Source organism: Actinoplanes lobatus, from assembly GCF_014205215.1.
In the GTDB taxonomy this organism is placed as follows: Bacteria; Actinomycetota; Actinomycetes; order Mycobacteriales; family Micromonosporaceae; genus Actinoplanes; species Actinoplanes lobatus.
This window is the reverse complement of the sequence record NZ_JACHNC010000001.1, coordinates 10,009,007-10,021,205: the sequence shown is the minus strand read 5'-3', so window position 1 is coordinate 10,021,205 and position 12,199 is coordinate 10,009,007. Positions and strand designations below refer to the sequence as shown.

Annotated in this window: 11 protein-coding genes and 1 pseudogene; 8 read left to right on the top strand and 4 right to left on the bottom strand. The window is 72.6% G+C overall.

The features are described 5' to 3' along the window. Position 1: 1 nt before the first annotated feature. Positions 2 to 919, bottom strand: a complete 918-nt coding sequence (locus tag BJ964_RS45480) for a replication initiation protein (protein ID WP_188126459.1) — start codon at positions 917 to 919, stop codon at positions 2 to 4. Positions 920 to 1,205: 286 nt separating this feature from the next. Here BJ964_RS45480 and BJ964_RS45475 point away from each other — a divergent pair, with 286 nt between their 5' ends. Then, positions 1,206 to 1,499: a hypothetical protein gene (locus BJ964_RS45475; protein ID WP_188126458.1), complete on the top strand. Its 294-nt coding sequence runs from the start codon at positions 1,206 to 1,208 to the stop codon at positions 1,497 to 1,499. Positions 1,500 to 1,617: 118 nt separating this feature from the next. Here the strand turns inward: BJ964_RS45475 and BJ964_RS45470 are convergent, their stop codons facing one another. Further along, positions 1,618 to 3,168, bottom strand: a complete 1,551-nt coding sequence (locus tag BJ964_RS45470; protein ID WP_188126457.1) for a serine hydrolase domain-containing protein — start codon at positions 3,166 to 3,168, stop codon at positions 1,618 to 1,620. Between the two features lie 125 nt (positions 3,169 to 3,293). On the opposite strand from BJ964_RS45470, the gene BJ964_RS45465 reads away from it, so the two are divergent. Continuing rightward, complete coding sequence (locus tag BJ964_RS45465; RefSeq protein WP_188126456.1) at positions 3,294 to 4,346, top strand: pectinesterase family protein; 1,053 nt, start codon at positions 3,294 to 3,296, stop codon at positions 4,344 to 4,346. Positions 4,347 to 4,405: 59 nt separating this feature from the next. Continuing rightward, positions 4,406 to 5,623, top strand: a complete 1,218-nt coding sequence (locus tag BJ964_RS45460; RefSeq protein WP_188126455.1) for a hypothetical protein — start codon at positions 4,406 to 4,408, stop codon at positions 5,621 to 5,623. 5 nt (positions 5,624 to 5,628) lie between these two features. Here BJ964_RS45460 and BJ964_RS45455 read toward each other — a convergent pair whose 3' ends face one another. Then, on the bottom strand, positions 5,629 to 6,321 hold the full coding sequence (locus BJ964_RS45455; protein ID WP_229807152.1) for a PaaI family thioesterase: 693 nt from the start codon (positions 6,319 to 6,321) through the stop codon (positions 5,629 to 5,631). Positions 6,322 to 6,431: 110 nt separating this feature from the next. Between BJ964_RS45455 and kstD the strand changes: the two genes are divergently transcribed. Beyond that, complete coding sequence (gene kstD, locus BJ964_RS45450) at positions 6,432 to 8,075, top strand: 3-oxosteroid 1-dehydrogenase (RefSeq protein WP_188126454.1); 1,644 nt, start codon at positions 6,432 to 6,434, stop codon at positions 8,073 to 8,075. 13 nt (positions 8,076 to 8,088) lie between these two features. Continuing rightward, on the top strand, positions 8,089 to 8,520 hold the full coding sequence (locus tag BJ964_RS45445; RefSeq protein ID WP_188126453.1) for a type II toxin-antitoxin system Rv0910 family toxin: 432 nt from the start codon (positions 8,089 to 8,091) through the stop codon (positions 8,518 to 8,520). Between the two features lie 3 nt (positions 8,521 to 8,523). Here the strand turns inward: BJ964_RS45445 and kstR are convergent, their stop codons facing one another. Further along, positions 8,524 to 9,156, bottom strand: coding sequence for a cholesterol catabolism transcriptional regulator KstR (gene kstR / locus BJ964_RS45440; protein ID WP_188126452.1), 633 nt, complete (start codon positions 9,154 to 9,156; stop codon positions 8,524 to 8,526). Between the two features lie 102 nt (positions 9,157 to 9,258). Here kstR and BJ964_RS45435 point away from each other — a divergent pair, with 102 nt between their 5' ends. From BJ964_RS45435 to BJ964_RS45425, 3 genes and pseudogenes are all read left to right on the top strand, one after another. Next, complete coding sequence (locus BJ964_RS45435) at positions 9,259 to 10,215, top strand: acyl-CoA dehydrogenase family protein (protein ID WP_188126451.1); 957 nt, start codon at positions 9,259 to 9,261, stop codon at positions 10,213 to 10,215. Then, the gene (locus tag BJ964_RS45430) at positions 10,196 to 11,338 is read left to right on the top strand and encodes an acyl-CoA dehydrogenase family protein (protein ID WP_188126450.1); all 1,143 of its coding nucleotides are present in this window, start codon (positions 10,196 to 10,198) and stop codon (positions 11,336 to 11,338) included. Before BJ964_RS45435 ends, BJ964_RS45430 begins: the two co-directional genes overlap by 20 nt. A 6-nt stretch (positions 11,339 to 11,344) precedes the next feature. Then, a pseudogene (locus BJ964_RS45425) lies at positions 11,345 to 12,187 on the top strand (bifunctional MaoC family dehydratase N-terminal/OB-fold nucleic acid binding domain-containing protein); the annotation flags it as partial. Positions 12,188 to 12,199: the final 12 nt, after the last annotated feature.

Here is a 12,199-nt window from a genome sequence, read left to right as displayed (position 1 = left end):
ATCATGCCGGGGCCGGGCGGGGGAGGGGCCACGCGCGGTGGAAGGAGCCGACGCACGACGACGCCGGGCGGATCTCGATGCCCGGGGTGTCGGCGGTGACCAGCGGCAGGGAAGTGACCTTGCGGATGTCGTTGAGGCAGGCCTCGAACCGGGAGCGGAAGGCGGCCTGGTCCTCGCCCGCCGCGCCGAACCGGGCGAGCAGCGACGGCCAGGGGAACTGCCGGGCGTCGTCGAGGTATGTGCCGACCAGGGTGAGCCAGATGTAGACGTCCAGGGCGAGGCACGAGTGGCGGCCCAGCGTACGTACGGTGTCGGCGTCGAGCGGGATCCAGCGCAGCGCCGACTTGGCGAACTCGGCCTCCAGGGTGATCACCGGCGGGCATTCCGACGACGAGTCGAGGAAGCCGTGGGTCTGGCGGCTGCGGCCGCTGACCAGGAAGCCCGAGCCGCCGGTGCCCTCGTTGACCCAGCCGTGCCGCAGCGTGCGGTGCAGCTGGTCCTCCAGTTCGGTGAACCAGCCACCGCCGACGGTCGACTCGGAGAGTGAGCCGAGGCCGGCCAGGAACGCGTAGAGCCGGTGCGGCTGGAACGTGATGGTGCGGCTGCGGCAGCGGAACGCCTCGGTGCACAGGAACATCACCAGGTGGCGGCCGAGCAGCCCGTACGGGACGCCGGCGTAACGCGCGAACTCGCCCTCGCTGAGACCGGACCGCCAGCTGCCGAGGCCGGGCCGGTAGTGCAGCTCGACCTCACCGGGGTCGGTCTCCGGCAGCACCAGGTCGGCGTGCAACGGTGGGTAGAGGATCGTCTCACCGGATGATCCGGCGGAGCCGGGCAGGCGGCATCCGCTGTGCGCGCCGGTCTCCGGCTCGACGGTGATGTGGACGGCGACGTCGCCGTGCCGGAACGAGAAACTCACATCGTCCTCCCGCGGGGAAGTTCCTCTGCGGTGAACGAGTGATCTTCAAGAATGGGTGCAGCCCACCGTCCAGGTCGACGAGCGGCACCCGCAGGCGGTGTGGGTGCGGAGGAGTCGGCCGCGACCAACGGCGCGGTGTGGCCGGCGGCAGGGTGACCGATATGTCCCGGGGTTTGGCGTGATCTTCGTCCGGGCGGCCTTGACAGGATCGGCGGCAGCGCACCAGAGTGGCGGATTCACCCCCGCTGACCTGCGAATACGCAGCTACGAAGGACGAAACGCGCACATGGATCTGCATCCGGACGACCACGACGAGCTGACGCACGGCAGCTCCAGCCTCGAGATGTGGCGCCGCAGCGATCACGCGGTTCAGGTGGCGGAGGAGCTGATGCGGATGAACGGTGGCACGGTTCCGATGAGTGACCTGCTGTGGCTGGGCGCCGAGTCGTTCCTGCCGCGGCAGTGGAAGGCCGGCTGCGCGCCGGAGCCGGTCGAGGCCGCGGTCCTGGTCTACAACCGTTGGCGCAAGCTGGAGGAACGCCGCCTCCAGCGCCGTCAGCAGACCGGCGAGAACTACTGACCGCCGGCCCCGCGGCATGAGCCGACGGTAACGCCGCCGCTGAGCGGTCCCGGTCTTTCGGGCCGCGCCGGGTCGGGTGCGGTCGGTGGCGGAGCGGGCTGTGCCGGGTCGGGTGCCGTCAGGGGCGGGCCGGGTGGGGCAGGGTGACGGGTAGCAGGGCCGGGGTGTTGGCGGTGGTGCGGAGGGCGGCCGGGCCGGGTGGGGTGCGCCGGAAGAGGCGGCCGCCGAAGCGGAGCCAGCCGACCGAGCCGTCCGGGTCGCGGACGAAGTCGGCGCGGGTGTGTGCGTCGGTGCCGTCGGGGGCCCACACCAGCACGTGGTCGCGACGGTAGAACGGCAGCACCATCGCCTCGGTGCCGTCGACGCGGCCGCTCAGGCGGCCGCCCGCGGCGACCAGGTCGAGGGTGATGGACGCCTGCTCGCCGGTGGAGCCGATCTGCTCGGCCACGTAACGGCCCTCGTACCCGGACAGCTGGGCGGGGGTGAGCGGGCGCGGGGTGGCCGGCAGGTTGTGCAGACCGGCCAGGCGGGTCAGCGCCCAGTCGTCGGCGAACAGTTCGGCGAGCAGGGCCGGGCCGCTCTCCGAGTTGGTGAGGACGGTGAGCGCGAGGCCGCGTTCCGGTACGAGCAGGAAGCCGGAGTGCTGGCCGGGCAGGTCGCCGCCGTGCTGGATGACGCGCGGGCCCTCGGCGGTGGGGCGCAGCATCCAGGTGACGCCGAAGCCGTCGACCTCGACGAACAGGGTGCCGCCGGGGCCGGGCCGCCACCGCATGGCCCGTAGTGAGCGCCGGGTGAGCAGCGGGTCGCCGTCGCCGAGGTGGAAGCGGGCCCAGCGCAGCTGGTCGCGGGCCGTGGAGTAGAGACCGCCGGCCGCGTGCAGGCTGCGCGGGATGACCAGCGCCTCCGGCACCGACACCGGGTTGCCGGACGCGTCGGAGCCGTGCGGCATGGCCACCGTGGCGCCCGCCAGTTCGTCCAGTGTGAACGCGGTGCCCCGCAGCCGGAGCGGGTCGAGCACCAGGGACCGCATGGCGCGTTCGTAGACGGCGCCGGTGGTCACCTCGATGAGCCGGCCGGCCAGGCCGATGGCGGCGTTGTTGTACGCCATCACCGTCCCGGGCGGGGTCAGCTGCGGCACCGTCTCCAGCGCCGCCACGTATTTCGCCAGGGTGTCGTCGCCGCTGCCGGTGTCGGTGAAGACGTCGCCGAGCCAGCCGGCGCTGTGGTTGAGGACCTGCCGCACGGTGACCCCGGGGGAGGTGGCGGTCCGGAAGCCGGGCAGGTAGGCGCGGACGGTGCGATCGAGGTCGATCCGGCCGCGTTCGGTCAGCCGCATCACGGCCGTACCGGTGAAGGTCTTGGTGGTGGAGGCGATCCGGAAGACGGTGTCGCCGTCGACCGGGGCGGGCGCGGCCACGTCGGTGACGCCGAAGCCGCCCACGTATTCGCGGCCCTGGTGGTAGAGGCCGTAGGCGACGCCGGGAATCCGGTATGCCGCCATGCCGGCCTGGATCTTCTCCAGGAGTTCACGGACCGCGGCGGGAACCCGGGCCCCGGCGCCGGCGGTCGCGGGTGCGGCGGTGGCGGTGGCGGTGGCTCCGGTGGTGACCGCCGCGGCGCCGGCCGCCGCGGTGCGCAGCAGGGACCGGCGGGAGATCGGTTCGACCATCACGCCACTGTATCCATGCGTGTCACTCACCGGAGAACATTTCGTTGACGTGGGACGAGGACCCGTCTACGGTGTCGAGGAAAGCGCTTTCCCCCAGCGCAATCCCCTCATCAAGGAGTTGTGGTATGCGTCGGCGTACCTTCCTCGGCATGTCCTCCGGCCTCGGCATCGTGGCGACCGGCCTGACCACCACCCCGGCTCTCGCGGGCGGCCGGCGACCGGACCTGACAGTCGCCGTCGACGGCAGCGGCGACCACACCGGCATCCAGGCGGCGATCGACGCGGCCCCGGCCGGGGCGACCGAGCCGTTCGTCATCGGCGTGCGTCCCGGCACCTACCTGGGCCAGGTCATCGTCCCCGCCACGAAGCCGTTCCTGGAGCTGCGCGGCCTCGGCCGCCGCCCGGACGACGTGGTGATCGCCGACGACCGCGCCAACGGCACCCTCAAGCCGGACGGCACGCCCTGGGGCACCTCCGGCAGCGCCTCGGTCACCGTCAACGGCGCCGACTTCCGGGCCGTGAACCTGACCTTCGCGAACCTCTTCGACGAGGCCGCCCACCCGGAGATCACCAACCGGCAGGCGGTGGCCGTGCTGACCCGGGCCGACCGGCTGGTCTTCGACCGGGTGCGGTTCCTGGCCAACCAGGACACCCTGTACGTGAACAGCAGCGCGGCCGGTGTGGTGGCCCGGGTCTACCTGCGCGACTGCTATGTGGAGGGTGACGTCGACTTCATCTTCGGCCGGGCCACCGCCGTCTTCGACCGCTGCCGGATCCACTCGCTGAACCGCGGCAGCACCCCGAACGGTTACGTCACCGCGCCGAGCACCGACATCACCAACCCGTACGGCCTGCTCTTCCGGCGCAGCCGGTTCACCTCGGACGCCCCGGCCGGGACGGTCCTGCTGGGCCGCCCGTGGCACCCGAGCAACGACCCGAACGCGATCGGCCAGACGATCATCCGGGAGTCCTGGATCGGCGCGCACATCCCCGACGTCGCGTGGAGCGACTTCGGCACCTGGCCGTGGGAGGAGGCGCGGTTCTTCGAGTACCGCAACGCCGGGCCGGGCGCGATCGTCTCGGCGAACCGGCCGCAGCTGACCGCCGAGCAGGCCGGGGACCTCACCGCCGCGGCGTTCCTGCGGGGCGGTGACGACTGGGCCCCGGAGCGGTGCTGAACCGCCCGTGCGGGTGACGACGACGGGCCGGGACAGTGACGGCCACATATTCTCGGCCCGTGCCGGTCTCACGTAAGCGCAAGAAGTCCCAGAAATCGGCGGCGGCGGCCAGGGCGAGCCGCCGGCGCGACCACACCCGGAGGGTGTCGCTGTCCAACATGGTCTCCGGTTGGGCGGAGACGTTCACCCGCCGGGTGGAGGCGGCCCGGCCACACGCCCGGGCCCTGGCCGAGTCGTTGCGGGAGTCGCCGGCGACCGGCACCGCCCTGGAGGACGAGCTGTGCGCCCGGCTCGGCCCGCTGCTCACCGAGCTCGCGGACCGCACCCCGGCCGATCCCGCCGAGCTGCTCGCGGCCGCCGGGAGCGGGCACCTGGACGAGCTGCTCGCCAAGAGCGACGACCACATCGGGCCGGAACACTTCGCCGAGGCGCTGGCCGACGCGGTCGCCGATACGGGCGCCGACCGGGTACGCGCCGCCGTCACGGCGATCCTGCCGTCGCCGCTGCGTGAGCGGACGGGCCTCGCGACACCCGGCCCGGCGCTCGGCGGCCCGGTGCTGTGGACCCCCGACCGGTACGGCACCCGCTTCGCCGTGGTGGCGCCGTTCGCCGTGCCGGACGCCCCGGTGCGCTGGTACCTCTGGGATGTCGACACGTGCACCCTCACCCCGCTCCCGGTGCACGCCGGCTTCTACGCCTCACCGGAGGAGGCCCTGGCCGCGTGGCAGGTCGGCGTCGGCCCGGTCGCGGCGGGCGGCACCTCGTGGCGCGCGGCCGACGACCCCGAGCTGCTCAAGGACGTGCTGCCCGGGCTGTTCGGGCTGACCGCGCTGGGCGGCGAGTCGGTCGAGCAGCACGCCGAGTACCTGCGCTGCCGCCGCCTGGCCGAGACGGTCGTGGCGTCGCTGCCCGCCCACCCCGTGCCGCGCCACCGCGAGGATCTGCCGAAGCTGGCCGCCGAGTGGATGAGCCGGTGGCCGGAGGCTCAGGACGAGGCGGGCGCGGTGCTCGACGCGTGGCCGCTGGACGTTCCCGCGCTGGCGGTCGGCTGTTCACCGCACCGGGTCGCGTACGTGGCCCAGCAGATCCGCGAGGAGTACGGCGACGAGGCCGGCCCGGTTCTCGCGCTGCTGCCGGGCTGGGTGGATCTGCTGGCCGGCCGGAACGGGCTCACCCCGGAGCTGGTGGCGCGCGCCCGCCCGTACGCCGAAGGTCTGATCCATCCGGATGTCGCCCCCGGCGACCGTGACGCCCACCAGGCCCGCGTGATCGAGTAGGAGGATCAGCCGGCCCGGGACTCCTCGCCGCGCCCGATGACCGCGCCGAACAGCCTCCGCGCCTGCTCGGCACGCAGACCGACGAACACGCCGGTCGCCGCGACCAGGATCTCGCCGGGCTCGGCCGCCGTGGCGATCGACCCGGCCACGGTGACCCGGCGCCCGTCCACGTCGACCACCTCGGCGGTCAGCCGCAGCGGGGTGAGCAGCGGGACGGGTTTGCGATAGCCGGTGTCGAGCCGGACCGTCATGCCCGGATTGCCGGAGGCGCCGGCCGCGTAGCCCAGCATCTGGTCGAGCAGCATGGCGCTGACCCCGCCGTGCGCATAGCTGGGCGGCCCCTCGAAGGCCAGCCCGAGCGTGCAGGCGCCGACCGTGATCTCACCCTCCTGGTGGATCTCCAGCGGCGGGGCGAAGGCGCTGCCCGCGCCGGTCACCGGGTTGTAGAGGCGCACCCCGGCGCGCATGTCGTCGGCGGACGGCGGTTCGTGCCGGCCGCGGGCCCGCTCGCCCAGCGGTGCGGCCGCCTGCCGGATCCGCTCGGCGGCCCGGCGCAGCTCCTCGGTGGGCGCCTCGGTGGCGGTGGCGTGCTCGATGAGCAGTCGCAGCGCGTCGCCCAGGTCGCTGATCGCCTCGCGACGGCGCAGCAGCGCGTCGTCGACGGCGTGCAGCCGGCGGCCGTTCTCACTGTCGGTCACCCTGTCAGGCTCCTACACCCCACCCCATCGGACCTAGTGAATCTCATCACACTGCTATAACCTGTTCTAGTTGTTGCGGAGCGGTAAACGGCCCGGCGGATGGGGAAACCATGGCGGTCACCGTGGAGTACGACGTGGTCGTGGTGGGTGCCGGCGCAGCCGGGATGACAGCCGCCCTCACGACAGCCCGCAGCGGACTGAACACGGTTCTCGTCGAGAAGGCGGCCGTCTACGGTGGATCGGCGGCCCGGTCCGGCGCCGGGATCTGGGTGCCGAACAACGACGTTCTGCTCGCCGCCGGGGTGCCGGACACGTTCAGCAAGGCCGACACGTATCTGGCGGCCGTGGTCGGGCCGGCCGTGCCGGCCGCCCGCCGCCAGGCCTTCCTCACCAACGGGCCGCGGACCATCGCGTTCCTGCAACGCTGGACACCGCTGCGGTTCGCCTGGATGAAGGACTACCCGGACTACTATCCCGAGCTGCCCGGCGGCATGCCGAACGGCCGCTCGATCGAGCCGCAGGCCCTCGACGCCAACGTCCTCGGTGACGAACTGGCCCACCTCAACGGGCCCTACCAGGCCAGTCCCGCCGGAACCGTGGTCTACACGATCGACTACAAGTGGCTGTCGCTGGTCGCCCGCCACCCGCGCGGCGTCGCCACGGCCAGCGAGATCCTCTGGCGCTACCTCCAGCTCGCGGCCCAGGGCCAGAAGCCGGTCACCATGGGCCAGGCGCTGGCCGGTGGGCTGCGGGCCGGGCTGATCGCCGCCGGTGTGCCGGTCTGGCTGAACACCCCGCTGCTCGACCTGCACGTGGAGAACGGGCGGGTGGCCGGGGTGCTGGTCCGGCGCGACGGCGCCGAGACGCTGATCCGGGCCCGGCGCGGCGTGGTGGTGGCCAGCGGCGGGTTCGAGCACAACGAGCGGATGCGCAAGCAGTACCAGGCCGCGCCGATCGGCACCGACTGGACGATCGGGGCGGACTCCAACACCGGTGACGGCATCGAGGCCGGCGAGCGGGCCGGGGCCGCCCTCGCGCTGATGGAGGACGCCTGGTGGGGGCCGATGATCCCGCTGCCGGGCGAGCCGTGGTTCTGCCTCTCCGAGCGGACCCTGCCCGGCACCATCTTCGTCAACCGGGCCGGGCAGCGGTTCGTCAACGAGGCCGCGCCGTACAGCGACGTCGTGCACGTGATGTACGAGAAGGGCCACATCCCCTGCTGGATGATCACCGACCAGGACTACCGGAACCGCTACCTGTTCAAGGACCTCGCCCCGCTGCTGCCCTACCCGGACGAGTGGTACTCCAGCGGCGCCCTGGTCAAGGACTGGACCCTCGCCGGGCTGGCCGCGAAGATCGGCGTGCCGGCCGGTGCGCTGCGGGCCACCGTCGACCGGTTCAACGCCCAGGCCCGCGCCGGACGCGACACCGACTGGCGCCGGGGCGACAGCGCGTACGACGCCTACTTCGCCGACCCCACCAACACGCCCAGCCCCTGCCTCGCGCCGATCTGGCTGCCGCCGTTCTACGCCTTCACGATCGTGCCCGGCGACCTCGGCACCAAGGGCGGCCTGCTCACCGACGCCCGGGCCCGGGTGGTGCGCCCGGACGGCTCGGTGATCCCCGGCCTGTACGCCGCCGGAAACGCCAGCGCCGCCGTGATGGGCCACAGCTACGCCGGCGCCGGCTCGACCCTCGGACCCGCGATGACGTTCGGACACGTGGCCGGCCTGGAGCTGGCGGCCACACCGTGATGAGGAGGAAGACATGCCCAAGGTGAGCGTCTCGGCCACCACCACCGCCGAGCCGGACAAGGTGTGGCAGGTCGTCACCGATCTGCCCCGGACGCCCGAGTGGAACGCCATGCACCAGGGCTTCACCGGTGAGGTGCCGGCGACCGTGGCCGAGGGGACCACGTACAAGCAGAAGGTGAAGCTGATGGGCATGCCCGCCGAGATGGCCTGGAAGGTCGTCGCCGCGGACGCCCCGAACCGTCTGGAGATGGCCGGCGACGGCCCGATGGGCGTCAAGGCGAAGAACCGCTTCGTCATCGAACCCGAGGGCGCCGGCTCCCGGGTCACCTACGAGATGGAGTTCGCCGGGCCGGCGCTCAACGGGCCGATGGCCGCCATGCTGGAGAAACAGGCCGGGCCCGCCGCGCAGCAGGCCCTGGAGAAGCTGACCGCCCTGGCCGGGTGACGCTCAGCGGACCAGCAGCCGGGTGGCCAGCTCGAGGTGGTTGACGACATCGTTCGCCGACGCCCGGCGGGTCACCCAGGCCACCAGATTGGACAGCCACACGTCACCGATCACCCGCGCCTTGGCCCGGTCGTCGGCGGTCGGCTCACTGTCGTCGCCCTCGTGCATGGCGCGGGTCAGCATGTCCTCCATGAGGCCGGCCACCGCGTTGACCTCGGCGCTCGCCGACGGGTCGGCGAACATGAAGGCCCTGGTCATCGCCTCGGCGAGCAGCGGCTCGCGCTGCATGGTCCGGGTCATCCGGCCGAGGACGTAGAGCGTCCGGTCATACGGCGTGTCCCCCGGAACGGGCTTGCGGCCGATCTTGTCCTGGATCGTCTCGAACTCGCCGGCCAGCGCCGACACCAGCAGATGGATCTTCGAGGGGAAGTAGCGGTAGAGCGTGCCCAGGGCGACCCCGGCCCGCTCGGCGACCGTGCGCATCTGCACCGCGTCGTAACCGCCCTTGGACGCCAGCGCCAGCGTGGCCTCCAGGATCCGGCGGCGCCGGTCGCGCTGCGCGGCCGAACCCGCGATGTCGGCGCCGGTGAGCGCGCCGCGTGCGGTGCCGGTGGTACTCGTTCTCGTGACTGCCATGGTCGCCCTTTCGCCTCTGAATCAAGCCTAGCAACGGCGCGTTGCGTCCCCGTGTCACCCGACCGTGGTGCGCCCAAACTGAAACGTGTTCTAATCAGTGTCATGGATTTTCAGCCGGACGGGTCACACCAGGCGATCAGCCGGCTCGCCGGTGAGGTGCTCGACGGGAGCGCCGGCGATCCGGACAAGGCATGGGCCGCCCTCGGCCAGACCGGACTGCTCACCCTCGCCGTCCCGGAACACCTCGGCGGCGCCGGCCTCGGCGTCCTGGAGACCACCCTCGTGCTCACCGAGATCGGGCGGCGCGCACTCGACCTGCCCGCCCTCGGACACCTCGTCGCGATCCTCACCGGCGCCCACGAGCCCGGGCGGACCTTCGGCATCGCCGTCGCCGAACCGGGCGACCCGCTGCCGGCCGTGCCGCGGACGACCTTCGCGGACGGGACGGTCACCGGGGTCAAGACCGGCGTCACCACCGCCGACCGGCTGCTCGTCACGGTCGCCGGCCCGGCCGTCGTGACGATCGACCCGGCCGCGCCCGGCGCCACCCTCGACCGCGGCATCCTGCGCCTGGACCGGGCGGCGGCCACCATTCTGGGTGACGGTCAAACCCATCAAGACCTTCACCGGTACGCCGTGAGCTGCGCCTGCGCACTCGGTGACGGCGCACTGGCCGGGGCGCTGGCGCTCACCGCCGAGCACGTGCGGACCCGGCGGCAGTTCGGGCGGCCGCTCGCCACCTTCCAGGCGGTCGCCCAGCAGATCGCCGACGTCTACATCGCCAGCCACACCCTGCACCTGGCGACCCTCGCCGCGGCCTGGCGGCTCGGCACCGGCCGGGACGCCGACGACGACCTGCACGTCGCCGCCCAGTGGCTCACCGCCGAGGCGCCGCCCGCCGCCCGTACCTGCCATCACCTGCACGGCGGGCTCGGGCTGGCGATCGACTACCCGCTGCACCGGCACACCACGCTGATCCGGGACCTGGTCCGCCTCCTGGGCGGCGCCGAACACCGGCTGACCACACTGGGGGAGCGGCTTGTTCATCGACCTGACTGACGGGCAGCGTGCGTTCCGGGACGAGCTCCGGTCGTACCTCGCCGGGGTCCTGACGCCCGCGCAGCGTGGCGAACTGGCGCGGGAACGGCTCGGACCCGCCTACCGCGACGTGGTGGCCCGCCTCGGCCGCGACGGCTGGCTCGGGCTGGGCTTCCCGGTCGAGTACGGCGGGCGCGGCCCCGGCCCCGTCGAGCAGCAGATCCTCGTCAACGAGGCGGCCCGCGCCGACGTGCCGCTACCCGCCGTCACGCTCCAGACGGTCGCGCCCACCCTGCTGGCGCACGGCACCGAGGAGCAGAAACGCTTCTTCCTGCCGCGGATCCTGGCCGGGGAGCTGCACTTCGCGATCGGCTACACCGAACCGGAGGCCGGCACCGATCTCGCGGCGCTGCGGACCCGGGCGGTCCGCGACGGCGACGAGTACGTGGTGGACGGCCAGAAGACCTTCACCACCGGGGCGCACGACGCCGACTTCCTGTGGCTGGCCTGCCGCACCGACCCGGCCGCCGAACGCCACCGCGGCCTGTCGATCCTGATCGTCGACACGAGCGACCCCGGCTACGCGTGGACGCCGATCATCACGAGCGACGGGTCGCACCACGTCAACGCCACCTACCTCACCGGTGTCCGGGTGCCGGTCAGCCGCCGGGTCGGGCCGGAGAACGGCGGCTGGCGGCTGCTCACCGCGCAGCTCAACCACGAGCGCGTCATGCTCGGACCGGCCGGGCGGATCGGTGCCCTGCACGATCGGGTGCGCGATTGGGCGTACATCCATGGGGTTTCGGAGATCGCGGAGGTCCGCCGCGCGCTGGCCCGGACCCACGCGGCGCTGCGTGTCAACGAACTGCTCAACTGGCAGATCGCCGGCGGCGAACCGGCCCCGGCCGACGCCTCCGCCACCAAGGTCTTCTCCTCCGAACGCCTGCTGCGGCTCGGCCAGGAGCTGGAGGAACTGGTGGCCCGCCACGGTGACCCGGCCGATCCCGGCACCGCGGACCTGCTCGACTGGCTCGGCCTGCACGCCAAGCGCGACCTGGTGCTGACCTTCGGCGGCGGCGTCAACGAGATCCAGCGCGAGATCATCGCCAGCGCGGGCCTCGGCCTGCCCCGAGTGCCCAGGTAGGTCGTGATGATCGAAGAGGTGGTGGCGCGGTTGACCGCGGCGGGGGAGACCCCGGTGCGGGCCGGGCGGGATCCGGTGAACCTGCCGATGATCCGCACGTGGCTGGAGGCGATGGGGGACGGGAATCCGGCCTATGAGCGGTCGGGTATCGCGCCGCCCGCGATGATCCAGGTGTGGACGATGCGGGGTCTCGCGCCGTCTCCGGTCGACGATCCCTTGCAGACAATGTCCGAGTTGCTGGAGAATTCCGGATATAGCGCGATTGTCGCCACTGATTCTGAACAGACCTACCATCGTCCGCTGCGCGTCGGTGAGACGGTCTCGGTCCGCAGCCGGTTGGAGGCTGTAGCCGGACCCAAGCGGACCTCGCTGGGTGAGGGGTGGTTCGTCACCACGCTCAGTACCTGGCTGGTCGGGGACGAGCCGGTCGGGGAGATGCGTTTCCGGATCTTGCGGTATAAACCATCTGCAAATCCGGGCAAACCGGTTACCGAGAAGATGCGGCCGATGGTCACCGCCGACAACGCCGCCTTCTGGGAGGGCGCCGCAGCGGGCGAACTGCGCATCCAGCGGTGCGGCGAGTGCGGAACCATGCGCCACCCGCCCGGCCCGGCCTGCCCGCACTGCGGCTCGCTGAAACCGGAGTACACGACAGCCGAGGGAACCGGACGGATCCACAGCTACGTGGTGCACCACCATCCACCCGTCCCCGGCAGGCGCGCCCCCTACACGGTCGCCCTCGTCGACCTCACCGAGGGCGTCCGGGTGGTCGCCGAATACCGCGGCCCCCGCCCGGAGATCGGCGACCCGGTCCGGGTCCACTTCGACGATCGCCTGCCGGTGTGGCGGCCCGACGTCCCG